This window comes from Psychrobacter jeotgali (assembly GCF_904846315.1).
Classification (GTDB): Bacteria; Pseudomonadota; Gammaproteobacteria; order Pseudomonadales; family Moraxellaceae; genus Psychrobacter; species Psychrobacter jeotgali.
In genome coordinates this window covers 2570154-2593621 of the sequence record NZ_CAJHAF010000001.1, presented here as the reverse complement: position 1 = coordinate 2593621, position 23468 = coordinate 2570154, and the positions used below count along the sequence as shown (strand labels likewise).

The window sequence follows — 23468 nt, the reverse complement described above, 5'->3', positions numbered from 1 at the left end:
TAAAGAGAGCAACTATGTTAACTTATAAAGCCCCTTTACGTGATATCAAATTTCTGATTAACGACGTTTTTGATTATCAAACGCATTACAAAGACTTGGATAATGGCGAAAACGCTGATCCAGAAACCATCGATATGATCTTGCAAGGTATGGCTGACTTTGCCGAAAATGTTCTTGCGCCTATCTATCAGCCTGCGGATGAAGAAGGTTGTCACTTTAAAGATGGCGTTGTCACTACGCCAAAAGGTTTTAAAGAAGCTTATAACCAGTTCGTAGAAGGTGGCTGGCAAGGTATCTCTTATCCTGAAGAATACGGCGGTATGAACTTGCCGATGTCGATTAACCTGATTAAATCTGAGATGATCGGTACCGCTAACTGGCCTTGGGCGATGTACCCTGGTCTATCTACGGGTTGTATCAATACTTTATTGCAGTATGGTACTGATGAGCAAAAAGAGGTTTATCTGCCTAAACTGGTTGAAGGCTCATGGTCAGGCACTATGTGTCTAACCGAACCTCAGTGTGGTACCGACTTAGGACAAGTCAAGTCAAAAGCTATTCCGCAAGAAGATGGTACTTATAAGCTAAGTGGTACTAAAATCTTTATCTCAAGCGGTGAGCACGACTTAACCGATAATATTATTCATATCGTACTGGCACGCCTGCCAGATGCCCCTGAAGGCACCCGCGGTATCTCTTTATTTATCGTACCAAAATTCTTACCAAGTGAAGAAGGTGAATCAGGTGAGCGTAATGGCGTCACTTGTGGTTCTATCGAGCACAAGATGGGTATTAGCTCTTCCTCAACTTGTGTATTGAACTTTGATGATGCGGTTGGTTATCTGATTGGTGAACCGAATAAAGGCCTAAAAGCGATGTTCACTTTTATGAACACCGCCCGTATTGGTACTGGTATTCAAGGCTTAGCCCATACGGAGCTATCCTTCCAAAACGCCCTTCCTTATGCCAAAGACCGCCGCTCTATGCGCGCCCTATCAGGGACTAAAGATCCTGAAAAAGTAGCCGATGCGATCATTCATCACGCCGATGTTCGCCGTATGCTGTTGACCCAAAAAGCATTTGCTGAAGGCGGTCGCTCAATGATTTACCACTCAGCACGTTATGCTGACAAGATGGCTCAGGGTATCGCTAACGGTAATGATGAAGAGTTTGAAAAATGGGATGACAAACTTGGCTTTTACACTCCTATTCTCAAAGGCTTCTTAACTGAGCTTGGCATCGAAGCGGCCAAACACGGTCAGCAAGTTTATGGTGGTCACGGTTATATCAAAGAGTGGGGTATGGAGCTGATCGCTCGTGATGCTCGCATTGCCACTATGTACGAAGGTACTACTGGCGTACAAGCGCTTGATTTATTAGGTCGTAAAGTTATTCTGCAATCTAAAGGTAAAATCATCCGTGATTATACTTCAAGTATCATGAAGTGGTGCGGCGAGTATGCTCTTGATAAAGACATGCGCAAATTCGTTTGGGCGCTAACCAAGCTGTGTGCTGAATGGAATACTTTAACTGTACGCTTGATGCTGATGGCACGTAAAGATCGTGAAATCATCTCAGCCGCTTCTGAGGACTTCTTGATGTATTCAGGCTATGTGATGATGGGTTATCATTGGGCTCGTATGGCGGCAGTCGCTTATGATAAGCTTGAAAACGGTGGCGCTGAAGCACCAGAGTTCTACACCGCAAAAATTCAAACAGCAGAGTTTTACTTTGATAAAATCTTGCCACGTACCTCAGGTCATGCTGAAGGTATGGTTGCGCCAAGCGAGAGTATGACTTCAATGGATATCGAGAACTTTGCTTTCCTAGATTAATTTAGTCTAGACCTATTACCATTTTCGTTACAAAAGCGCCTATTAATTGGGCGCTTTTTTTATTTAAAATAATAGGGCTGATAATTATAGAATTGATATTGATAAGGTAGGTCATCGCTCTTTACTTGCCGTTGATCTATATTCTTAGTATAGCGCTCACCACTACTTTTGCTCATTAACGGAGTAATCTATGTCGTCCTTTAAGTTACTGAATCATTTATTTATAAAGGCACTGCCTACTATGAGCCATCGGTCTTTACGCTATGGCCTACCTTGCACTTTATTCGCTACGCTACTGGTAGGCTTAAGTGTAAACAGCGCTGCAGCTAAAACTAACGACACCCCTATCCGCTTCGCCAATAAGCAACTGAGCACTACTATCACCGGCAAGCTAAGTCCTAAACAGAGCGAACGCTGGTATCAGTTTAAAGCGGCAAGTGGACAATACGCGATTATTAACATTGCACCACGCGCTGATACCACAGAAACCGCCAATGTTGGAGTGTTACATATGCCAAATGGGCAACAAGATGGCACTAAAGGCGGTATTATCTACCAAGACTGTTTGCCTGAATCTGGTAAGTATCGATTACGCATTGCGCGCAATCTGATGGCAACCCAAGGAAAAACGGCCGGATATATTGCTGAGATTATCATTTTGCCACAGTACGCTAGTCAAGCATTATGCCAATAAAATAACTAACAACAACCTAAATATCAGTGAACTAAAAATTAGTAAGCTAGAGCGTAATAGAACAGAGATTAGTAAATACTATTCTCAGCCGCCTCTAGCAAATATCAGCTGCCCAAAATCTTTTTGTGATAGATATCGCTAATTTCCTCTACCTCAACTGCTATTTGTAATACTGTACGTCCCGTCTGCTGGGCACCTAGCTGGTTTTCTATGGTAGTAACTAGTAATTTAGCTAATTGATTACGTACTTCAACTTCACGCCCTGCCATCAATTTGAGATGGGCGTAAATAAAGCCCCGTTGTTGCTGATCATCTTCAATCCCAACTAAAAAGGTATTAATAGGTAATATTCGCGCTTTGATATCCGTAGGTTTACCAAAGTGCCCACTCTGCCATAATGCTTGATTCAAAGCCTTAAGCAATGATTCTTCGTGAGTGATGTTCACATTAGGGGATGCTTGGATGGTGAGGTGCGGCATAGAATATATCCTTTTATAAAAGCTGTATATGCTGATGAAGTACTAGCTAATTAGGGTCTGTTGAACATTCAAATCAATCTTATCACTGTTTTTTGTACACTATCTATTGTCCACAATACTCTTAAAAGTAGCATTGAGGATTGTAGCCAAGGCGTTGGGGGGTAGCTCAATTTCTAACCCACGCCTGCCTGCACTGACATATATCGTTAACTGTTTCTTTGCAGAGTCATCTATTAACGTCGGTAATGACTTTTTTTGTCCCAGCGGACTGACTCCGCCAAGGACGTAGCCCGTACTGCGCTCAACCTGTTTAGGTTCCGCCATTTTTACCTTTTTGCAACCTAAAGCTTTGGCCGTTTTTTTGAGATTAAGACTAGTATCTACCGGTAAAACAGCTACTGCTAGTCCTCCGGTATCGGTTTCTACTACTAAAGTTTTAAAAACCTGGGCGGCAGCAACTCCGAGCTTTTCAACCGCCTCTAAACCAAAAGAAGCGGCGCTACTATCATGAGTATATTCGTGCAATTGATAATCAAGGTTGTGTTGTTGGGCAATATTAACAGCTGGAGTCATAAGTGCTCACCTTAAAATTTGATACTTATTAGATTAGGGTATGTCGAGCCGTAGCAATAGTAGAGTATAAAAAGCAGTATAGATAAGTCTCTATAATAGGCTCATAGTAGGTAAAGAGACCGTACTAATTATAAGATAATAATTATGAATACGGACTCGATATATCGTTTTAGCTGCTTTTATGGCATCATAAGCATACTATATTCTACCTGTTTGGTTTTCTATTATGATACCGAAGTTTTTAAAAAAACGTCTGTTTAAAGCACCTCTAACTGAGGATACAGCCAATAAAAAAGTAGTAGCGCTGTCGCCAAAAGCACCTATTAGCCAGCTATACCGGAAGGTGTCAGGACAAGCGCTGGATGTCGCCGTCAAACCTAAACTGTTAGGCGAGATACCAGAGCTTGCTGGGGACCAGCAGACTTTGACTTTTTATGTGCTGCAAGACTACTCTCGTTCTAATAGCATTCTGATTGACCTCCAAACCAAAGAGTATAACCTTCCTCCGGCATTGGTTGGGGTCAAAGATAGTATTCATGATATTGATGAAAGCGCTGCTATTATCTTTTTACGTCATCCCCGAGCTAAGGATCATCAGCTATCCCCACGTTTGTCACGGCTGATTGCGGCCACTTTGCAACACCCAGAGCTGCAGATTCGCTTAATACCGGTATCAATCTTATGGGGCCGAGCGCCTGAAAAAGAGGATTCTTTATTCAAACTATTGATGACCGATAACTGGGAAGACCCCGGTATTACCAAGCAGCTATTTAATATTGGCGTAATGGGACGTGATACCTTTGTCCAGTTTCATCCGCCGCAGCAACTACGAGCACTCATTGATAGCACTCTCCAAGATAACTTAGATGAGACCTTAGCTCCTAATTATGTAGTAAATAATGATAATAATGATAACAAGGTGCAGGACGCTTCTACTAAAAACGTATCTAAGGCTTTAGTTCCTACTACTGATGCCAACCGTGAGCTAGTAAAAAGTTTACAACAGCAGCTAAATATTTATTTAGATAAACAGCGCTCCAGTATGCTGGGGCCTGATTTATCAGATCGGCGCAACTTGGTAGATAAGCTTATCTACTCGCCAGCGATTAAGCATGCGATAGAAAAGGAAGCCGAAGCTGAAGGCATAACGGTAAGAGAAGCGCGCAGTCTTGCTAGAGGCTACGCTAATGAGATGGTCAATGACTACTCGCACCCTATCATTCGAGTCTTTGATCGGTTTTTGACTTGGTTATGGACGCAGCTTTACGATGGTGTAGAAGTGCACCACTTTGAGCGGGTACGGGCGCTGGCCGCTGATCATGAGATTATTTATGTTCCTTGTCATCGTAGCCATGTCGATTACCTGCTGTTGTCCTATGTTATTTATAAGCGCGGCTTAAGCATTCCTTATGTTGCAGCAGGTGATAATTTAGATGTGCCGATATTAGGCCCATTATTACGTGGTGCGGTGGCGTTCTATATCCGTCGTAGCTTCCGTGGTAATGCGCTTTATACCGCCGTATTACGCGAATATATGCATACGCTCATCACCCGCAACACCCCCATTGAATACTTTATCGAAGGCGGTCGCTCACGCTCAGGACGCCTATTACCACCGAAGATGGGTATGCTTGCTATGACAGCACATAGCCAATTGCGTCACACTAATAAGCCGGTGGTCTTTATACCCACTTATATCGGCTATGAGCGTATTATGGAAGGGGGTACCTATGTGGGTGAGCTTAAAGGAAAGCCAAAAGAATCAGAATCAATAATTGGACTACTCAAAGTAGGTCGTAAAATTGAGCGAATCTTCGGTACAGTCCATCTGAGCTTTGGTACGCCTTTACACTTCAATGACTTTATGCAAAAGTTCGATGTCCCTGCTGACAGTTTACCAGCCAACCGCACCGACACCCCACTCAGTGATAACGCCAGTGCTATGGTGGATAATCTGGGCGTAAAAATCATGCAGCATATTAATAAAGCAGCTGTAGTCAATCCGGTATCCTTATTATCTTTAGTATTATTATCAGCACCAAAAGCTGCGCTTGATGAAGAGATTTGCCGTGAGCAAATCGCCCTTTATCAAAACATTGCTCGGCAACTGCCCTACTCTGATGACACTGTGGTCACGGATATGAGTCCGCAGCAAATTATCGATTATGGTATCAAGCTTAAATTGATTGAGCGCATTCCCCATATCTTAGGCGACATTATCCAAGTCGCTGGCAAACAGGCGGCTCTACTCAGTTACTTCCGTAATAACATCCTGCATGTGTTTATTTTATTGTCATTCTTAGCTGCTTTGGTCGCACGCAATGGGCGTATCGAGCGCAGCCGTTTAGATGGCATTGTGGCGCAGCTCTACCCTTTCCTACAAAGTGAGCTGTTCTTATATTATCCTGCTCATGGTTTAGCCGATACCCTCAATCATAAAATTGAAAATATGATTACTCATGGTCTTATTGTTGAGTTAGGGAATGATATTCTTAGTGTACCTGAGGCTAACAGTAACAAATATCAGCAACTAGAAGTATTGGCGGCCCCTGTTGAGCAGAGCCTTGAGCGTTATTTTATGACCCTTGCCTTACTCGCCCAGCAGGGCTCAGGCAACCTAACTGAAGATGAAGTGGTTGATCTATGCCATTTGCTGGGCCAGCGCTTGTCGGTTCTTTATGCAGATGATATTCCTGACTTCTTTGATCGGGCGCTCTTTACTAGTTTTGTCGCTGCGCTTATCCGTCTTGATTATGTGCAAAAAGACGATGAAACAGGGATACTAACCTTTGATCATCGCATCAATGATATTGCGCAACATGCTAAATATATTCTTAACCCTGATATCATGCAGATTTTGCAGCAAGTGGCAAGTTTGAGTGAAGAAGAGATCGCCCATGCTATTACTGAGATTAGTAATAAAAAACAGCGTAAATTTAGCATTAAGCGTTAATTAAATTAGCTTATTCAACACCTCTTATTAGCCGCATAAAAAAAGACCTCTAATTGGTTAGAGGTCTTTTTTTATGCTTACGATTTTTAGACTAACTAGTGATTTTCTTATACTTCATGCGCTTAGGACCTGCATCGTCACCCATAGTCTTTTTACGATAAGCTTCAAACTCAGAATAGTTACCGTCGTACCAGATCGGACCTTCTTCTTCGAATGCTAAGATATGGGTCGCAATACGGTCAAGGAACCAACGGTCATGCGAGACTACCATTACCGTACCCGGGAAGACCTGAATCGCATCTTCTAGCGCACGTAAAGTTTCGATATCCAAATCGTTAGAGGGCTCATCCAATAATAGGACGTTCGCTCCTTGTTTCAAGGTTTTTGCCAGTTGTAAACGGTTACGCTCACCACCCGATAATTGACCAACATGCTTTTGTTGATCTGAACCTTTGAAGTTAAAACGTCCAATATAGGCTCGGCTAGGCGTTTCATAGTCGCCAACTTTAATCACGTCTAAACCATCTGAAACTTCTTCCCAAACGGTTTTTTTATCATCAAGATTATCACGGACCTGACCTACATAGGCCACTTTGACACTTTCACCCAGCTCAACTGAACCCGTATCAGGTTCATCACGGCCAGTAATCATATTAAACAGGGTGGTTTTACCAGCTCCGTTTGGCCCAATGATACCGACGATAGCACCCGGTGGTACATTGAAGCTAAGATCTTTATATAGTAAGCGGTCACCAAAAGATTTAGAGATATCGTTGACCTCAATAACCTTATTGCCTAGCCGTGGGCCGGGCGGGATATAAATCTCAGAGGTTTCATTACGCTGCTGGAATTCTTTTGAGTTCAGCTCTTCAAAACGTTGTACACGAGATTTAGACTTGGCCTGCTGGCCTTTTTGATTTTTACGAATCCACTCAAGCTCTTTTTTAAGTGCTTTAGCAAAGCCCTCTTCTTGCTTTTGCTGTTCTTCTAAACGTTTATTCTTTTGTTCGAGCCATTCAGTATAGTTGCCCTCATAAGGATAACCATAACCACGGTCAAGCTCCAATATCCACTGAGCTACGTTATCCAAGAAATAACGGTCATGGGTAATCGCCACAATAGTACCGCTATAGTTCTGCAAGAACTGCTCAAGCCAAGCTACTGATTCAGCATCCAAATGGTTAGTAGGCTCATCGAGTAATAACATATCAGGACGTGATAGTAACAACCGGCATAAGGCTACCCGGCGTTTTTCACCGCCTGATAGTTTGCTAACATCAGCATCCCATGGCGGCAGGCGTAGCGCATCAGCTGCCTTTTCTAATTGCGGCTCTAGGTTGTGCGCATCCCACGTTTGGATGATGTCTTCCATTTTGCCTTGCTCTTCAGCTAGCTTATCAAAGTCAGCATCAGGCTCAGCGTATTCGGCATAAATTTGATCTAGACGAGCAAGAGCGTCCAAAGCTTCACGCATACCATCTTCGACGTTACCACGCACATCCTTACTATCATCTAATTGGGGCTCCTGCGGTAGATAACCAATTTTAGTACCGGGCTGCGCACGTGCTTCACCACTGAACTCAGTATCGACCCCAGCCATAATGCGTAGCAAGGTTGATTTGCCCGAGCCGTTGATACCTAAAACACCAATTTTGGCACCTGGGAAAAAGGATAGACTAATGTTTTTCAAAATTTCGCGCTTGGGGGGAACAAGTTTTGACACGTTGTTCATCGTGTAAATATATTGAGCCATTAACACTCCGATGGACTACATAAAAGGGTCAGTGATAGAGAATGTGCGTACAACTACGCTACTTTAAAAGTAGTTCAGCAACCTCCTCACCCTGCCCAAAATAAGGGTATAAATTGTTCACTATTATCGCATTGTGGGGCAGACCCTGCAAGCTAGCAAGGCGCTTTCAGACTGGTTTTACACCTTTAGGCACAAAGTAAGCGCATTTTTGTCATAATCTTAATTTTAAACAGATTTTCTTACAGCAATAGTCTGCGCTCTTTATAAACAATAGATATAATTTTACTTTCAGGTAATATAGTATTAGTAGTACACCCTATATAATAATTATTATTAATAAAAGGAGCTCTCCATGAATCAGAACTCAAAACAAGATATAAATATTACTCATAATACCCAAGCTCAACGTTTCGAAACCACTGTTAATGATCATACTGGTTTTATCAGTTACCAACAGCGCGGCGATACTCTGGTTTATGATCACACTATCGTTCCTCAAGAGCTAGGAGGTCGGGGTATCGGCTCAGCACTGGTCAAACATGCTTTGGACTATGCGCGCGAAAACGATAAAAAGGTAGTGCCGCAGTGCTCATTTGTAGCCACTTATATTGACAAAAATCCTGAATATAAGGATTTAGTCTAGTCGCAAGTATTACTTGAAGCGTCAACTGACTTTTCTATCATAATTGAGGATATTTTTATGAGTAGTTTATCTGACAAACAAATTGATTTACAACTACAGGATTTAGCTGGCTGGCATCGTGATGGTAATAGTATCGTTAAAACCTATCATTTTAGTGATTTTATTGAAGCCATGAGCTTTATGAATCAGGCTGCTTTTTACGCTGAAGCACTTGAGCATCATCCCGAGTGGCGTAACTTTTATAATGTGGTAGAGGTGCGCTTAACCAACGAAGATACTGGCGGCATTAGTAGCTTAGATATTCGTCTCGCTAAACGTATGGAACATATTATCCAGCCTAAACGCCTATGATAGATTATCTATATTGAATCAAACTTACTCTGGATTGAATTAGACTTATTCTGTGTTGAATTAGACTATAGTAAAAAACGTCCTCATTGAGGACGTTTTTTTGAATAACTATTCAGATAACTAATTTATCTGCTTTAATTACATCTTGCGGCCAACAAAAGCCACAATGAATAAAATAACAGCAACTACTAGGAAGATATAGGCTAGGTTAGAGGATAAACCTGCAACACCGCCAAAACCCAGTAAACTTGCTAACAGTGCGATAACTGCAAAAATAATAGCCCAGCGAAACATAATTATTCTCCTTAAAGTATTAAAACACTCATTGGCCTTATTGAGTTCATTAATTTCTACGAAGCTTTTTTAGCAAAAAGCTGTAGTATCTCAATCAACTGCCTACTCGTTTATTTTCTTTTTTATAAACCTTGATATTTAATGCTGATAGAAAGTATTACTTAAAAATAATACCACTTAAGCATTACTACTCAAGCTTATGGCCTTAGATTAACAATAAAATTTAGGTAAATAACGTTCACTTTGGTAATCTTCATCCCACATTTTGTAACATATGTCATATTATCGACTGATTTGTAACGTATTTGATGATTAATATAATTTAGACTTGGCTTTTTTAGCTAGTTGTGCTCAGATATTTATCCGCTTTCCGCTAAAACCTTTACTATTGGCTTTATACCACTGAAGTACCACTATCCATTTACAACTGCTCTTTTGAATAAGACTTTTAAGTAACGAATTTTAATACGCTATTTAAGTACAAATGATTATACTGATAGGTCATGGTCGTTCTTTACCGTTCTGCAGTCATAACTATTCACCTCTTTATACCCTTTATCCATTGTAAGCATTATAAACTGGGCGCAGCTCTAACTACTCAAGCCCTCAATACTAAAGAAAAACACTAAGGAAAATTTATATGAATAATACGGATAACACCACATCGACAAGTGAGACTAATCTGTCTAAACAGGTTGACGATAATGACAATAAAAAACGTCCTTACGCTGTCGTCCTCTACGGCGCTACCAGTTTTGTTGGGCAAATTACCGCTCATTATTTAAACAAATTTTTAGCCGAAGAAGATACCCAAGATACTCATTGGGCGATAGCAGGTCGTGATGAAGACAAGCTCAAAAAACTACAATCCGAGCTTGGCGAGACTAATGATGAAAAGGTAGATATCATTATTGCTAACAGTAATGATCCTGCCAGTCTTGATGAGATGACCCAGCAAACTCAAGTTATTATCTCAACTGTAGGCCCTTATCTTAAGTATGGCGAACCGCTTATCAAGTCCTGTACTGACCATGGTACTGATTACGTCGATTTGACTGGTGAAGCTATATTTATCAAAGATATGATGGATAAATATCAAGATAATGCACAGAAAACTGGTGCACGTATCGTCAATTCTTGTGGTTTTGACTCTATTCCTTCAGATTTGGGAGTGTACTTTACTCAGCAACAAGCCGAGTCCCAATTCGATGAAGCCTGCGAAGTCATCCACATGCGCGTAAAGGCAGCAAAAGGCGGGTTGTCAGGCGGTACTATCGCCTCGATGGCGACTATATTTGAAGAAGTCGGCAAAGACAAGTCTCGTCGCAAGCAAGTAGCGAACCCTTATTTGCTAAATGATGATAGTAACTCTCCAAACGTGCGCCAAGACAATGTCAGTAAGCCTATATATGACGATAAGCATGATCGCTGGCTGGCTCCCTTTGTAATGGCTAGTATCAACACTCGTATCGTTCATCGCACTAACCAGCTACTGGATTATGATTATGGTCGCGACTTTAAATATGATGAAGCGATGTGGATGAAAGATGGTGTTAAAGGCCAACTGATGAGTTATGGCATGAGCGTCGGTCTATTAGGCTTTGCTACTGCCATGACCTTTAAGACCAGTCGTGAGTTTTTATCCAAACACGTCTTAACGAAAGCGGGTGATGGCCCTTCTAAATCCGAGCAAGAGAATGGCTTCTTTGATATCCGCTTCTTTGGTGAAACGGCTGACGGTAATAGCATTAGCACCAAAGTTACAGGCGATAAAGACCCCGGTTATGGCAGCACCTCTCGTATGTTAGCGCAATCAGCCTTGTGTCTAGCACAAGATATCAGTAAGGATGATGTTGCAGGCGGATTTTGGACCCCAGCCTCTGCTATGGGTGACAGCTTGATAACTCGCCTCGAAGCGCATTCTGGTATTGAATTTACAACGTTAGATAAGTAGCAGCGCTCAAGGTTTTATAACAGCGTTATTAAAAATCGGTGAGTAAATCCATCTAAGGATTCATTATAATAATGACCGCACTCTATTGAATAGAGTGCGGTTTTTTTGTCCTGCCTTATATCTTTTAATAGCTTTATGAACAATAGCTATGGGCACTCTACTTTCCATAATCTCATTATCCGCTGCTACTTTTCATTCTGAAATAATGTTAACGGATGCTAACAACGTACGGCTTTAGTGAACGATGTTGCCCCTTTTCTGCTTTTCAACACATTACGCTACACATTATTAGCGCAATGAAACAGCCATCATAAAGTGACTGTCGTAACATTGAATGCGTAACATTAATATTGACATCATTTGAGTGGTCGCATTGATAATTTCATGGTTAATTGAGCTCGATAAGTGCTAGTTGAGTTCAATAACAGCTGAATCAAAGTTAATAAAAACTTGGCTTTAATAAGATGAAACTACAGATGGAAAGTTAACGACTACCCGAAGAAGCACACTTGATATTCTCAAATTGATGGTGTTCTAGTTGAATATTTAAGACTAACTATAACTATTGAGAGGAATAAATTATGAAATTCAATGTATTGACCGCCGCTATGCTAACTTCAGGTATAGCTATGTTTGCAACCTCTGCTAACGCAGCTGTAATCACTGATAGCCATGGTAACGTAGGCTATGACAGTTATGATGAATGTGTAGCAGCCGTAAAAGATGGCTCAGCCAAGTTTTATACTCCTTATACCTATCAGAATCCAAAGCGCCGTGCTGGTGAAGCAAGCGTAAAAAAAATGCGCCTTTCTGAAGTTATGATTCCTCAAAGTGTAGTGAATAGCCAGAATCTACGCACCTCAGATTATGAAGCTGGTGCGTGTGATCTAGGAGTTGGCCAATCAGATGGGCGTTATGGTGTTTCTGGAGCTTTAGTAGGCAAATATGTACCCTTTGCAGCAGATATGCCAGTAAACGTCTATATGGACGGTAATGGCAATCCGGTACGCCTAACTATGCAGCAGTGTGATAACCATTTTGGTGATAGCTTCCCGACGCCGGTGATTAGTGAAGCCAAAGCGCCTGAAGCTGAGGTCGCTATTGCTGAAGAGCGCGTGGTAGAGCCAGTAGTAGTGCAAACTACTCGAGTCATCCGTCCTGCTAAATATCGGGTGAAAGAAGTTATTGTAGCGCCGCAAGACCAAGTGCGTCGTGTCGATACTGCAGGTGGTAATGATGCCATTGCTATCGAAGGTCGTAATCGAGCAGTAGTTGTTGGCCAAGAAGCTGATGCTGAAATTATAGATAATACCCAGTTTGATGAAACGATTCCTGTTATTCGTGTTCCTGACAATACTCAACCTCAGCAGCGTCTAGTTGATCCAAACACAGGTAGATATGTAATCGTTGAGTAATCTGATAAGTATAGATATAAGTATAGATAATAAGTCTAATCAGTACGATTATGTAATGAAATACAAATGGATAGCTCAAATCGTAGGGCGTAAAATCCTGCGTTTTACAGTTGCATAACTCTACGTAAAAACATCAAGCTGTTAGATTGTTAATTAGTTTACTACTGAAATACCAGCTTCATAGCTGGTATTTTCTTACCTTAAGATGTTACGAGGTTTTTATTAACTCTTAACATGCTTCGTTAATCATTATAGAAAAATATTAATATTAACTTTTAAGGAGTCAATTAATGAAAAAGAATGTTTCTTTGTCGCTGCTAATGGGCGCTGCTCTAGCTATCCCAACCCTAGTCGTTGCTGCTCCAGCGAACTCTGACGATATCACCCCAGCAGATATGAACGGCGCTGCTGTAGATAACACCCTACAAGCTGAAGTAGAGGGTCCTGATGGTGAGCTGTTAGCGACCCAGCCCGGTGAGGTTGAACTGACTGAAACTGAAGAAGAAAATGTGGCTATTGATAATACTGCTGCTCCAATCACGCTGAACCAGCAGCACAGTAGTGCAAACTATCAGCCAATGTTGCTCGGTGAAGCTACTAGTGGCAGTGTCACTCCTGCTGATGAGCGTACTAGTGCGGCTCCTATTACCCTACAAGAGAAAAAGAAAGACAATCGTGGTGAACTACTAGCGACTCAACCAGCTGAAATTGAAGCGAATGAAAGTCGCCGTGTGGTTGCACGCTAAGAGTATTATAGTCTGAACCTATTCTAAACAGAGAGATAGCACAGTCTAAGCTATTAAAAAGGCAGCCTAATTAGGCTGCCTTTTTAATGTTTGTAAAATCATGATTTTTTAGAGTGCCCATTTTTAGACCATCATTTTTTAGATTTGGTCACTCCAGCTTCTTGCAATAGCGCACCCAGCGTACCCATCTTGCTTGGAGACTCTGATTGGTTAGACTTTGAAGCTTTACTACGATTGTTAGTAGTATTTTTGCCAGCTTTATCGCTGTCAGGACGCTTACCACGAGGCTTTGATTGTCGCTTATTATCTGCTACTGGACGCTGATTACCCCGCGTAGCAGTAGACTTGTCGCTGTTAGCATTATCTACAGCGGGCTTACTACGTGCTGGCTTCTCCCCTTCAGGCTTCATACTAAAGCCAATACGTCCACGCTGCTCATCAATAGAGATAACCCGTACAGAGATGATATCGCCCGGTTTTACCCGATTCATAGGATCAGCGACAAAATCATTAGCCATTTGGGAGATGTGCACTAAACCATCCTGATGCACGCCGACATCTACAAAGCAGCCAAAAGCAGTCACATTAGTAACGACACCTTCAAGCTGCATGCCCTCTTCTAAGTCTTTGATGCTATTAACATCTTCACGGAAATTTGCCGTTTTAAACTCAGGACGGGGATCACGAGCAGGTTTTGCCAGCTCGTCGATAATAGCTTTGACACTGATATTATCATCGTTAGCCGCTACCGCATCGGTATCAATAGTATTCAAGACACTGTCATTACCTAACAATTCGGCTAAGTCTTTACCGGTTTGCGTAAGTATATTATCAACTAGCGCATAGCTCTCTGGATGTACGCCCGTAGCATCAAGCGGGTTGCTACCGTCATGAATACGTAAAAACCCTGCGGCTTGCTCAAAAGTTTTTGCGCCTAAGCGTGGTACATTCTTTAGCGCTTCACGGCTATCAAACGCTCCATGCTCTTTACGATAAGTCACGATTTGCTGGGCAACGTTACGATTCAGACCAGCGATATGTGCCAAGATAGCGGGGCTAGCCGTATTCACATCGACACCTACGGCATTTACGCTGTCTTGGGTGACTTTGTCAAGGCTATCAGCCAACTGATTTTGGTTGACATCATGTTGATACTGACCAACACCAATAGCTTTGGGATCGACCTTAACCAGCTCTGATAGCGGATCTTGTAAACGGCGAGCAATAGAAACGGCACCGCGTACAGATACATCTAAATTAGCAAGCTCTTCACTAGCAAGCTCGCTGGCTGAATAAACCGAAGCGCCAGATTCATTAACGATAACTGCTTTGGCTTTTAAGAGGTCATTAGCAGCTAAGATCTCTTTTATCATCGCATCAGTTTCGCGGCTGGCGGTACCATTACCGATCGCTACCAAATCTACGTCATAAGTGCTTAGTAAGCCATCAATAATGCTTTTGGCCTCATCCATTTTATTGTCAGGCGCAAAGGGGTAGACCGTAGCGATGACCGGTTGCTCATCCTTATCCAGCATGACATGACCTTGGCCATCAATAATCGCCATTTTGACTCCATGACGAATGCCAGGATCAACGCCTAAGATAACTTTGCGCCCAGCGGGAGCCGCCATCAATAGATGCTGCAAGTTATTAGCAAACACCTCAATGGCATCCGCTTCGGCAGCCAAACGTTTTTCAGTTAATAAACGGTGTTCAATATGAGGACGCCATTTATCTTTCCATAGACTAGTCGCCGCTTCGGTTAAGAACTCACGACGCTCACTAGGCGCTTTGGCATCAATATCAAACTGATTAATAATTTTTTCGATAAAAGGCGTATCTTCGCCTTCAATTTTTAGGCCCAGAACATTTTCTTGGCGGCCACGCAGCATAGCTAACAGGCGATGATTGGGCAGACGGGCTAAGCTCTCGCTATGCTCAAAATAATCTTTAAATTTCTCACCGACCTCACGTTTTTCGTCACTAGCGACAGTGGATACGATACTGGCAGTCTTGGCAAAACCATTACGCACACTATCGAGCAGACCTAGTGCTTGTGTCCACTCATCGACGATAATAGCTTGTACACCTGCCAGCTGCTTCTCAATATCGCTAAAGTCGACTTCGATTTCATTGCCGCTATCATCAGTAATACTTGTAGGCGCTTGATAATCTGCTAGCGCCGCTGTCGGCGTAATCTCCTGCGTCAATACTGCCTGCGCAGCGCTATCCAAACCTGCAGCACGGGCTTTAGCTGCCGGTGAACGGCGGCGCGGGCGATAAGGCAAATAGATGTCTTCAAGCTCAAGCTTAGACGTCGCATTATTGATACGGGTCTGAAGCTCGTCAGTTAGATTGCCTTGCGTACTTAGCAGCTCAGTAATCTTGAGTCGGCGTGCAGCCATATCGCGCTCATAGTTGAGCGACTTTTCTAGCGCACGCAACTGGGCGTCATCAAGACTTTGGGTCTTTTCTTTACGATAACGGGCAATAAACGGAACCGTTGCTCCTTCATCGTACAGTTTGACAAACGCGTTAACTTGAGCAGTCTTAATGCCAAGCGCGCGAGCAAGTTTATCGTGAATATTCGCGTGTGTGGTTGCATCTAAAGCCTGAACTTTCGTTTGGCTCTGTGATGACGTTAAGGTATCAGTGCTACTCATATCCGTATCAATCATTGAGAAATGTAGTTTGGCATTATAGCAAAAGCTGCATGAATAAAAATCCTTTTTATACTTTCATTATTCATTCTCTTTTTTATGGCTTAAAACCTACTATTTATTAACAAAATAAAGGTTTTTATCAGGCAAATCAGCTCAGAGCAGCTATAGTAAGCCCCTGTTAAACAAACGCATACAGCATTTATGCCGACAAATGATGCAATTAGTAGTGCAATCTTATACACTAAAGCAATAATATTAAAAAAATCAATTAATAATTAGTTAATGCACAAAAGTTGTGCTTAACTTCTGTAATCAAATTATTATTAATGGATACTTTATTAAATAGATGTACTAATAATTACAACGCTTTTTACAATAATAATGCTTATTAAGGAGATCGATATGACTGATAATAAAAGCCCCGATACGATGACTCAGCGTATTTTAGTCGTTGACGACGACGCGCGCTTGCGCTCTTTGCTACAACGTTTTCTAGAAGACGATGGTTTTGTAGTGCGTACTGCTCACGATGGCAGTCAGATGGACAAATTGATGCAGCGAGAGCTCTTTTCTTTAGTAGTGTTAGACTTAATGCTTCCGGGCGAGGATGGTATCAGCATTTGTAAGCGCTTACGTGAGGATAATGCTGATATTCCTATTATTATGCTAACTGCGAAAGGGGGAGATGCTGATCGTATCGCTGGTCTTGAGGCAGGTGCCGATGATTATCTACCTAAGCCCTTTAATCCAAAAGAGCTACTGGCACGTATTAAAGCGGTCTTGCGTCGCCAAAACCGTGAGCTTCCTGGGGCGCCAAGCTATCAGTTAGAAGTGGTTGAGTTTGGACCTTGGACCCTTGATTTATCTACCCGCACCCTCAAACGTGATGGTAATGTGGTGACTTTGACTACTGGTGAATTTTCAGTATTAAAAGCATTGGTACAGCACCCACGCGAGCCTTTAACCCGTGACAAATTGATGAATCTAGCCCGTGGCCGTGAATGGGGAGCTATGGAGCGCTCAATTGATGTTCAAGTATCACGTTTACGCCGTTTAATTGAAGACAATCCTTCACAAGCACGTTATATTCAGACCGTGTGGGGTGTGGGTTATGTTTTCGTTCCCGACGAAGCTGAGCCAGAAGCTGATACTAACGAGACTAGTGATAAATAGCCATAAAATGCTACGATGCCACTTGGTCCGATTGGTGTTTAACTTACAATCTTTTTATTAATTACAACTAACCTATAAAGAAAAGCCCTGTACGATATCGTACAGGGCTTTTCTTTATAGGTTAGCTACTCGCTAGTTAACCTAACTAGCGTAACTGGCTGTCTTTACTACCACGGCGATTAAAAAGCTCGGTTGCCTTTGCCGTTTGCTCAAGCTCAGTCTGACAGCCAACGCAGTGCTGCACCCCTGGTAGCGCTATTCGGCGAGCTTCTGGAATACGCTCACCGCACTCATCACAATACTCACTACTCTCACCTTTGGGTATCGCGCTGCGCACGCGGTCTAAAGCATCATTTACAGTGGCATCCATTTGCTCATGTTCAGCGCCATCTCTTGACCATCCACCTGCCATAATCTTATCCTTCTGTTTATTTATTATTACTTATCTTCAATACTATAAAAGTCTTTAATAACAAATAGATGGGGCTAGTGGATCATAACTTCAATAGTTAAAAACTTAGGTTAAACCTTGGGTTGTAACGCTACTACTTGCCCACGTACGCCGATACTATCATCGCTCATTAAACAGACGTAACCTGGCATAATATCTTCAGGTGTTTTCAAACTTTTAGGATCTTCGCCTGGAAAAGCATGGGCGCGCATATTAGTACGTGTACCCCCTGGATTGATACAGTTAAAGCGCAAATTGGTGGTTTTTTCAGTCTCTTGGGTAAAGATATCACTCATGCCCTCAACCGCTTGTTTGGACAGCGCGTACGCTCCCCAAAATGCACGAGGATGTGTACCAACAGAGCTGGAAGTAAAGACAATAGAGCCATTTGGCGCCTCTTTTACTAGCGGCAACAATGCTTGGGTTAGCATAAAGGTAGCGGTAGTATTGATTTTCATAACCTTGGCGAAAAGATCAACATCGTACATCTCAAGTGGAGTCAGCTCACCTAAGATACCAGCGTTATGTAGTATACCGTCTAAGCGACCAAATTCTTTTCTAATCAAGCCTTCTAATTGTTGCATCTCGCTATAATTGGCATGTTCTAAATCCATGGGTAGAATAGCTGGCTGCTTACCACCTAAGCCTTCAATCTCATCATACACTGCTTCAAGCTTGCTACTGGTGCGCCCTAATAATAGGACTGTGGCGCCATAACGTGCATAGGTCAAGGCCGCTACTCGCCCAATCCCCGCCCCTGCACCAGTAATTAATATTATTTTATCTTCTAGGCTATTATCCGGCATTGTGAAGTTACGAATATCATCATGGGTTAAAGGCTGATTGGCCGCTGAGCTAGCGAGGTGTTCAGTATTATTATGCATAGTATTACTCACTACTTTTTAATAAAAATGTGTTTTAGGACTATTTAAATGCTTCGTTTTACAGATTTTATTATCTATATATATTCAAAATTACCGGAGGATAACAGCAGCTTTCCTAACTGTTGTGGCTCATCAACGATATAATCAGCACCCCACTTTTTGAGATTGCGTTGATCCTCTGGCGGAATATAACCATAAGCTGCCAGCACCGTTTGCATACCTGCTGCATTACCAGCATCAATATCACGTCTATGATCGCCAACATAGAGCACGCAGCCGGCCGCACCGCGCGGTATACTGAGCTTTTCTAACGCCATATACATGGGTTCAGGGTCAGGCTTGGTTCGTGAAACATCATCAGGACAGACTAATACTGAGCAGCGCTCATCTAATGCCATTATCTCTAATAACTGCTCGGTTAGATAACGTGGTTTATTGGTGACAATACCCCAAGGTACTCCCTTTTCTTCGAGCACAGTGAGTAACTCATCGAGCCCATCGAACAAACAGCTATCGACACAAATATCAGTTTCATAATCGTCCAAAAACTGTTGACGAAAATCAAGAAGTTGTTCTTCGCTTATCTCCGATTGTCCATTTTGCTGGAGCATCATTTTGACCATCGCTGATGCTCCAGCTGAGACCTGCTCACGAATATCAGCAGCGCTAGGCGCTTGCCAGTTATTCTCACTACTCATCTTGCCAATAATGCGTACAAAATCAGCGGCAGTATCTACGAGAGTACCATCAAGGTCAAACAGAACTGCTTTTACAAATTGGGTCATAGTAGAGACTCTTCTCTCATATTAAAAAGGGTGAATTTAAACCAGCGGTTTTTGCACTGCCATCATATAATTGACATCGACATTTTGCGCTAACCAGTAGCGTTTAGTGACTGGATTATAATGCAGTCCAATGATGTCTTGGCGAGTAAAACCAGCATTAATCGCCATTTTATCGAGCTCAGCTGGAGTGATAAACTTAGCGTAATCATGCGTTCCGCGATCTAGCAAACGTAGCACGTATTCTGCTCCAATGATCGCAAATAAATAAGACTTGGGGTTACGGTTGATGGTAGACAGGACACAGACACCGCCCGGTGCGAGCAAATCAAAACACGCTTGCACAATCGCACTAGGATCAGGCACATGCTCAAGCATCTCCATACAAGTCACTACGTCGAATTGACCGGCGTGAGTTTTTGCTAGCGCTTCGACTGCAATATGTTGGTAACGTAAAGTGTGCTCTAATCCACTTTGCTGGGCATGAACCGTGGCCGCTTTTAGGTTTTCTGTGCCTAGATCGATACCGGTTACATCAGCACCGCGGCGCGCCATTGATTCTGCTAAGATGCCACCGCCGCAGCCTATATCAACTATCTTTTTGCCGGCAAGTTCGGATCCTGTGCTGTTCTCAGCATCAAGGCTTTCAGTATTAGTATTTTCAGTAGTATTACTTTGATAGCCACGTTTGACGTTTTCTTCTATCCAGTTCAAACGTAATGGATTGATCTCGTGCAAGGTAGCAAAGGCACCAGAGTTATCCCACCATTCGCTAGCCAGTTTATTGAACTTGTCGACTTCACTAGGATCAACATTGGTAGCAATAGTCATCTCATTATTCATAACATCTGCCTTATTATCAGGGGTTTTTGGATTGGTGTTTTGTGAAGCAGAATCCTCTAAACTCATAATATTTATCCTTTATTGTCATTATCGATATTAATCTCTATTTAGTATCTATAAGGGCATGCTAAAGCCAGTATTCGCTTACCTGTATGATACTATAATATTTATACAGTAATTGATGGGGTTATATAAGACTAATGTTAGCATGACCGCCTATACTTTGTCGTGAGCGCATATGTGGTTGATTGTGGCTGCCCTTAGCTATTCAGCTTAGCCACTTATTAATGGATGTAATCTCGATCTATTTATCGTCTATTTATCTTCTCAATATCTTTATAACCAACTTTGTAAACTAAGATTAATAATAGCTCACAGCTTTACAACGGTTAATTAAGAATACGGTTCACAACTTTAGTGTTTTTACGTTATCATAGGCACATAAATGCATTCTGTGCGCTATGGTTTGTTATTGTAGACAAACTAAAAACTTCAGTCTTCTTATCTCAAGGAAAAAGTATGAAACGTGTTATCGCACTGACCGGTCTCGCTTGCGCTATTGGGCTTGCAAATATGAGCGCACAAGCAGCCGACTATGTCGCAGGAAAGGACTATCGTGTATTAGATAATCCAGAAAACATCAGCGGTGATGCTATTATCGTTCGTGAGTTCTTTTGGTATGGTTGCCCGCATTGCTACACTCTAAACCCGCATATGGAAAAATGGGCCAAAAATAAAGATAAAGATGTGGCCTTCTTTAAAACTCCAGCGGCGCTTAACCCAGTTTGGGAAGCTAGTGCTCGCGGATTCTATGCGGCGCAGTTACTTGGTTATGAAGATAAGACTCATGATGCCCTTTTTGATGCTGTCCATAAAGAAGGCAAAAAGTTGTTTGATCAAGCCTCACTTGCTAAATGGTATGGCTCAAAAGGTGTTGACCAAAAGAAATTTAATAGCCTTTATAACTCATTTGCAGTAGGTACTAAAGTAGGACGCTCGCAGGCAGGTGCTAAACGTTATCAGCTTTCAGGTGTACCTGCAGTAGTAGTACATGGCAAATACGTGGTAACAGGTGAAGATGCTCAAGTACCCAAAGTAGTCGACTTTTTAGTTGATAAAGTCCGTACTGAACAAAAGTAGTAAAGCAAAAAATAGTACAGCTATTTTATCTCATCAAAAAGCCAGTTTAAATTATCATGAACTTGAACTAACAGATACCAAAAAGCCAATCAATAGTGATTGGCTTTTTTTGGTTCTAAATAGATGCTAACAACCATTCAATCGTTAACTAAATATGCAGTTCAGCCCCTGCATTTAGGCAACTGTAGTTAAGCAAAGATCGTTAAGCAATAAAGATCGTTAAGCAATATAGTTAAATAGCTATTTTAAATGCGACAATATCGAGACTTCACGGATATAGCTGGCCAAATCCTCTTTAGACTCCGCCATTAACTCATCGTCTTGCATATGCTTGGCATACTCAATCCAAAGTAGCAGTTGATACAAACTATTGCGCTCCGATGCTTTATATTGTTTTACGAATTGTTTGATCGTCCCTTCATCGTTGATATTTAATCTATCTTGCCAGCTTTCTATTTTGGCAACTTGCTCATTGGGAAAGTAAGCTTCGAATAAAGCTTGGACCAATTCGTGGCGATTTTCTTCACTAATTAGCTTACCTACCCGCTTGGTTTGTCGGTTGCGAGCGTTGGCGCTAGTAATATCAGCAAGTGCCATTAATTCCGCCATAAAATAATCACTGGCGGGCAGATTCTTTAGCTGCTTTTTTGATAAGCTAGCAAGCGGTATCGATAAATCCTGCAAGCGCTCATGGGCTTTCTTGAGCTCTGTGCGCGAGACGCGCATATCCTGTTCCGACCAATCAATCATACAAGTTTCCAAAGTTATAGATAAAAATTAAGTAGATTTTCATTTTAGTAGTGACCAGCTACTTTTATTTTTAACAAACATTATTACACTGACCAACGATTCTTTTCACGGTGTTTCGCAGTCACTATTAGCGCCTCTGGCAGGCTATTAGTCAAAACACTTTGTAGCTTATCAGCTATGAATACTGAGCGATGTTTGCCGCCTGTACAGCCAATACCAACCGTTACCGTATGACGATTGTTATGTAGAAAATTAGGCAACCAACGACTTAGAAAGGTAGAGATATCATCGGTCATCTCAGCCACTTCTGGATAGTCAGCAAAGAATTCGCCAACCTCTTCATCAAGACCGGTTGAGCTACGTAGTTTAGGATTCCAGTGAGGGTTAGGTAAAATTCTCACATCAAACAAAAAATCAGCATCAATGGGGCTGCCATATTTAAAGCCAAAAGATAGCAAGTTAATTACAATTTTATTATCTGCCCCAATATGATCACGTAGACGCTCTTTTAGCTGATGAATGTTAAGCTCGCTGGTGTCAATAATAATATCGGCACAACTGACTATTGGCTCTAACAGAGCCACTTCTCTTTTGATCGCAGCAGGTAAATTGTGCGCCACATATTTCTCACCAGTGGCTTCCTGCTTGTCTTGTGCCATTAGTGGATGAACACGTCTAGTGGCATGAAAGCGGGCGACCAAAATACTATCCTGCGCAGTTACGTAGAGTACCTTTACATTTTTGGAGCCGTAAGCTTGTTTTAAAGCATTATAGGTTGCTCCAAATTTGGATAAATCGGCGCGCGGTGTTCTTATATCCACTCCCAACGCAATACGCCTTATAGCACTCTCATTGACCAGCTTGTTAGCCGCTTCAGGGACTAATGATAAAGGTAGATTATCAATAGAATAATATCCTAAGTCTTCTAAGATATTTAATACTGAAGTTTTTCCAGATCCTGAGCGTCCTGATATGACTAAAATACTCACTTCATCGTTGTCGCTTGGCGGCGCTGCTATAAGCTCTTGGTTAGTATCTTTTGCTTCCATGTCCCATTATCCTAATTTATTATCGACGACAAATAACTACTCA

21 protein-coding genes are annotated in these 23468 nt (G+C 42.0%); 10 read left to right on the top strand and 11 right to left on the bottom strand.

Annotated elements, in window-relative coordinates; translation table 11 throughout:
• Window positions 1-14 precede the first annotated feature (14 nt).
• On the top strand, window positions 15-1835 hold the full coding sequence (locus tag JMX18_RS10720) for an acyl-CoA dehydrogenase C-terminal domain-containing protein (RefSeq protein ID WP_201587628.1): 1821 nt from the start codon (window positions 15-17) through the stop codon (window positions 1833-1835).
• A gap of 241 nt (window positions 1836-2076) precedes the next feature.
• Window positions 2077-2529 carry a DUF3037 domain-containing protein gene (locus JMX18_RS10715; RefSeq protein ID WP_227674636.1) on the top strand — a complete coding sequence of 151 codons (453 nt, stop codon included), beginning with the start codon at window positions 2077-2079 and terminating at the stop codon, window positions 2527-2529.
• A gap of 104 nt (window positions 2530-2633) precedes the next feature.
• Here the strand turns inward: JMX18_RS10715 and JMX18_RS10710 are convergent, their stop codons facing one another.
• Both JMX18_RS10710 and ybaK read right to left on the bottom strand, forming a co-directional pair.
• Window positions 2634-3008: a 5-carboxymethyl-2-hydroxymuconate Delta-isomerase gene (locus JMX18_RS10710; protein WP_201587626.1), complete on the bottom strand. Its 375-nt coding sequence runs from the start codon at window positions 3006-3008 to the stop codon at window positions 2634-2636.
• A gap of 99 nt (window positions 3009-3107) precedes the next feature.
• Window positions 3108-3581, bottom strand: coding sequence for a Cys-tRNA(Pro) deacylase (gene ybaK, locus JMX18_RS10705; protein ID WP_201587625.1), 474 nt, complete (start codon window positions 3579-3581; stop codon window positions 3108-3110).
• A 226-nt stretch (window positions 3582-3807) separates the two neighbouring features.
• Between ybaK and plsB the strand changes: the two genes are divergently transcribed.
• Complete coding sequence (plsB, locus tag JMX18_RS10700; RefSeq protein WP_201587624.1) at window positions 3808-6534, top strand: glycerol-3-phosphate 1-O-acyltransferase PlsB; 2727 nt, start codon at window positions 3808-3810, stop codon at window positions 6532-6534.
• Between the two features lie 91 nt (window positions 6535-6625).
• Here the strand turns inward: plsB and ettA are convergent, their stop codons facing one another.
• Complete coding sequence (gene ettA, locus JMX18_RS10695; RefSeq protein ID WP_201587623.1) at window positions 6626-8287, bottom strand: energy-dependent translational throttle protein EttA; 1662 nt, start codon at window positions 8285-8287, stop codon at window positions 6626-6628.
• 352 nt (window positions 8288-8639) lie between these two features.
• On the opposite strand from ettA, the gene JMX18_RS10690 reads away from it, so the two are divergent.
• Together JMX18_RS10690 and JMX18_RS10685 are read left to right on the top strand one after the other, a co-directional pair.
• Complete coding sequence (locus JMX18_RS10690; protein WP_201587622.1) at window positions 8640-8930, top strand: GNAT family N-acetyltransferase; 291 nt, start codon at window positions 8640-8642, stop codon at window positions 8928-8930.
• A gap of 57 nt (window positions 8931-8987) precedes the next feature.
• Complete coding sequence (locus tag JMX18_RS10685; protein WP_201587621.1) at window positions 8988-9281, top strand: 4a-hydroxytetrahydrobiopterin dehydratase; 294 nt, start codon at window positions 8988-8990, stop codon at window positions 9279-9281.
• Window positions 9282-9419: 138 nt separating this feature from the next.
• On the opposite strand, the gene JMX18_RS10680 is transcribed toward JMX18_RS10685, so the two are convergent.
• Window positions 9420-9575, bottom strand: coding sequence for a DUF1328 domain-containing protein (locus JMX18_RS10680; protein WP_201526219.1), 156 nt, complete (start codon window positions 9573-9575; stop codon window positions 9420-9422).
• A gap of 640 nt (window positions 9576-10215) precedes the next feature.
• Between JMX18_RS10680 and JMX18_RS10675 the strand changes: the two genes are divergently transcribed.
• The 3 genes from JMX18_RS10675 (at window position 10216) to JMX18_RS10665 (ending at window position 13690) form a co-directional block, all read left to right on the top strand.
• Window positions 10216-11529, top strand: coding sequence for a saccharopine dehydrogenase family protein (locus JMX18_RS10675; protein ID WP_201587620.1), 1314 nt, complete (start codon window positions 10216-10218; stop codon window positions 11527-11529).
• Between the two features lie 581 nt (window positions 11530-12110).
• Entirely contained in the window at window positions 12111-12944 is an 834-nt protein-coding gene (locus JMX18_RS10670; RefSeq protein WP_201587619.1) for a hypothetical protein, read from the top strand.
• A gap of 290 nt (window positions 12945-13234) precedes the next feature.
• Window positions 13235-13690 carry a hypothetical protein gene (locus JMX18_RS10665; RefSeq protein ID WP_201587618.1) on the top strand — a complete coding sequence of 152 codons (456 nt, stop codon included), beginning with the start codon at window positions 13235-13237 and terminating at the stop codon, window positions 13688-13690.
• A 131-nt stretch (window positions 13691-13821) separates the two neighbouring features.
• Here the strand turns inward: JMX18_RS10665 and JMX18_RS10660 are convergent, their stop codons facing one another.
• Window positions 13822-16353, bottom strand: coding sequence for a Tex family protein (locus JMX18_RS10660; RefSeq protein ID WP_201587617.1), 2532 nt, complete (start codon window positions 16351-16353; stop codon window positions 13822-13824).
• A 402-nt stretch (window positions 16354-16755) separates the two neighbouring features.
• Here JMX18_RS10660 and ompR point away from each other — a divergent pair, with 402 nt between their 5' ends.
• On the top strand, window positions 16756-17526 hold the full coding sequence (gene ompR / locus JMX18_RS10655) for an osmolarity response regulator transcription factor OmpR (RefSeq protein WP_227674635.1): 771 nt from the start codon (window positions 16756-16758) through the stop codon (window positions 17524-17526).
• Between the two features lie 145 nt (window positions 17527-17671).
• Here the strand turns inward: ompR and JMX18_RS10650 are convergent, their stop codons facing one another.
• The 4 genes from JMX18_RS10650 to ubiG form a co-directional block, all read right to left on the bottom strand.
• Window positions 17672-17938 (bottom strand): DksA/TraR family C4-type zinc finger protein, encoded by a 267-nt coding sequence (locus tag JMX18_RS10650; RefSeq protein WP_201587616.1) that lies wholly within the window; start codon window positions 17936-17938, stop codon window positions 17672-17674.
• A 110-nt stretch (window positions 17939-18048) separates the two neighbouring features.
• Complete coding sequence (locus JMX18_RS10645) at window positions 18049-18861, bottom strand: YciK family oxidoreductase (protein WP_201587614.1); 813 nt, start codon at window positions 18859-18861, stop codon at window positions 18049-18051.
• 74 nt (window positions 18862-18935) lie between these two features.
• Window positions 18936-19646, bottom strand: coding sequence for an HAD family hydrolase (locus JMX18_RS10640; protein WP_201587612.1), 711 nt, complete (start codon window positions 19644-19646; stop codon window positions 18936-18938).
• 36 nt (window positions 19647-19682) lie between these two features.
• Window positions 19683-20486 carry a bifunctional 2-polyprenyl-6-hydroxyphenol methylase/3-demethylubiquinol 3-O-methyltransferase UbiG gene (ubiG, locus tag JMX18_RS10635; RefSeq protein ID WP_406947372.1) on the bottom strand — a complete coding sequence of 268 codons (804 nt, stop codon included), beginning with the start codon at window positions 20484-20486 and terminating at the stop codon, window positions 19683-19685.
• A 519-nt stretch (window positions 20487-21005) separates the two neighbouring features.
• Between ubiG and JMX18_RS10630 the strand changes: the two genes are divergently transcribed.
• Window positions 21006-21626, top strand: a complete 621-nt coding sequence (locus JMX18_RS10630) for a thiol:disulfide interchange protein DsbA/DsbL (protein ID WP_201587608.1) — start codon at window positions 21006-21008, stop codon at window positions 21624-21626.
• 240 nt (window positions 21627-21866) lie between these two features.
• Here JMX18_RS10630 and yjgA read toward each other — a convergent pair whose 3' ends face one another.
• Window positions 21867-22376: a ribosome biogenesis factor YjgA gene (gene yjgA / locus JMX18_RS10625; RefSeq protein WP_201587606.1), complete on the bottom strand. Its 510-nt coding sequence runs from the start codon at window positions 22374-22376 to the stop codon at window positions 21867-21869.
• 83 nt (window positions 22377-22459) lie between these two features.
• On the bottom strand, window positions 22460-23425 hold the full coding sequence (rapZ, locus tag JMX18_RS10620) for an RNase adapter RapZ (RefSeq protein WP_201587604.1): 966 nt from the start codon (window positions 23423-23425) through the stop codon (window positions 22460-22462).
• Window positions 23426-23468 lie beyond the last annotated feature (43 nt).

What these genes read in the sequence shown, in the direction of transcription:
- plsB (WP_201587624.1), top strand. Translation starts at nt 3,808, where the DNA reads ATGATACCGAAGTTTTTAAAAAAACGTCTGTTTAAAGCACCTCTAACT.
- JMX18_RS10715 (WP_227674636.1), top strand. Translation starts at nt 2,077, where the DNA reads ATGAGCCATCGGTCTTTACGCTATGGCCTACCTTGCACTTTATTCGCT.
- JMX18_RS10670 (WP_201587619.1), top strand. Translation starts at nt 12,111, where the DNA reads ATGAAATTCAATGTATTGACCGCCGCTATGCTAACTTCAGGTATAGCT.
- JMX18_RS10690 (WP_201587622.1), top strand. Translation starts at nt 8,640, where the DNA reads ATGAATCAGAACTCAAAACAAGATATAAATATTACTCATAATACCCAA.
- JMX18_RS10645 (WP_201587614.1), bottom strand. Translation starts at nt 18,861, where the DNA reads ATGCATAATAATACTGAACACCTCGCTAGCTCAGCGGCCAATCAGCCT.
- JMX18_RS10640 (WP_201587612.1), bottom strand. Translation starts at nt 19,646, where the DNA reads ATGACCCAATTTGTAAAAGCAGTTCTGTTTGACCTTGATGGTACTCTC.
- rapZ (WP_201587604.1), bottom strand. Translation starts at nt 23,425, where the DNA reads ATGGAAGCAAAAGATACTAACCAAGAGCTTATAGCAGCGCCGCCAAGC.
- ybaK (WP_201587625.1), bottom strand. Translation starts at nt 3,581, where the DNA reads ATGACTCCAGCTGTTAATATTGCCCAACAACACAACCTTGATTATCAA.
- JMX18_RS10710 (WP_201587626.1), bottom strand. Translation starts at nt 3,008, where the DNA reads ATGCCGCACCTCACCATCCAAGCATCCCCTAATGTGAACATCACTCAC.
- ettA (WP_201587623.1), bottom strand. Translation starts at nt 8,287, where the DNA reads ATGGCTCAATATATTTACACGATGAACAACGTGTCAAAACTTGTTCCC.
- JMX18_RS10665 (WP_201587618.1), top strand. Translation starts at nt 13,235, where the DNA reads ATGAAAAAGAATGTTTCTTTGTCGCTGCTAATGGGCGCTGCTCTAGCT.
- ompR (WP_227674635.1), top strand. Translation starts at nt 16,756, where the DNA reads ATGACTGATAATAAAAGCCCCGATACGATGACTCAGCGTATTTTAGTC.
- ubiG (WP_406947372.1), bottom strand. Translation starts at nt 20,486, where the DNA reads ATGAATAATGAGATGACTATTGCTACCAATGTTGATCCTAGTGAAGTC.
- JMX18_RS10650 (WP_201587616.1), bottom strand. Translation starts at nt 17,938, where the DNA reads ATGGCAGGTGGATGGTCAAGAGATGGCGCTGAACATGAGCAAATGGAT.
- yjgA (WP_201587606.1), bottom strand. Translation starts at nt 22,376, where the DNA reads ATGATTGATTGGTCGGAACAGGATATGCGCGTCTCGCGCACAGAGCTC.
- JMX18_RS10680 (WP_201526219.1), bottom strand. Translation starts at nt 9,575, where the DNA reads ATGTTTCGCTGGGCTATTATTTTTGCAGTTATCGCACTGTTAGCAAGT.
- JMX18_RS10630 (WP_201587608.1), top strand. Translation starts at nt 21,006, where the DNA reads ATGAAACGTGTTATCGCACTGACCGGTCTCGCTTGCGCTATTGGGCTT.
- JMX18_RS10685 (WP_201587621.1), top strand. Translation starts at nt 8,988, where the DNA reads ATGAGTAGTTTATCTGACAAACAAATTGATTTACAACTACAGGATTTA.
- JMX18_RS10675 (WP_201587620.1), top strand. Translation starts at nt 10,216, where the DNA reads ATGAATAATACGGATAACACCACATCGACAAGTGAGACTAATCTGTCT.
- JMX18_RS10720 (WP_201587628.1), top strand. Translation starts at nt 15, where the DNA reads ATGTTAACTTATAAAGCCCCTTTACGTGATATCAAATTTCTGATTAAC.
- JMX18_RS10660 (WP_201587617.1), bottom strand. Translation starts at nt 16,353, where the DNA reads ATGAGTAGCACTGATACCTTAACGTCATCACAGAGCCAAACGAAAGTT.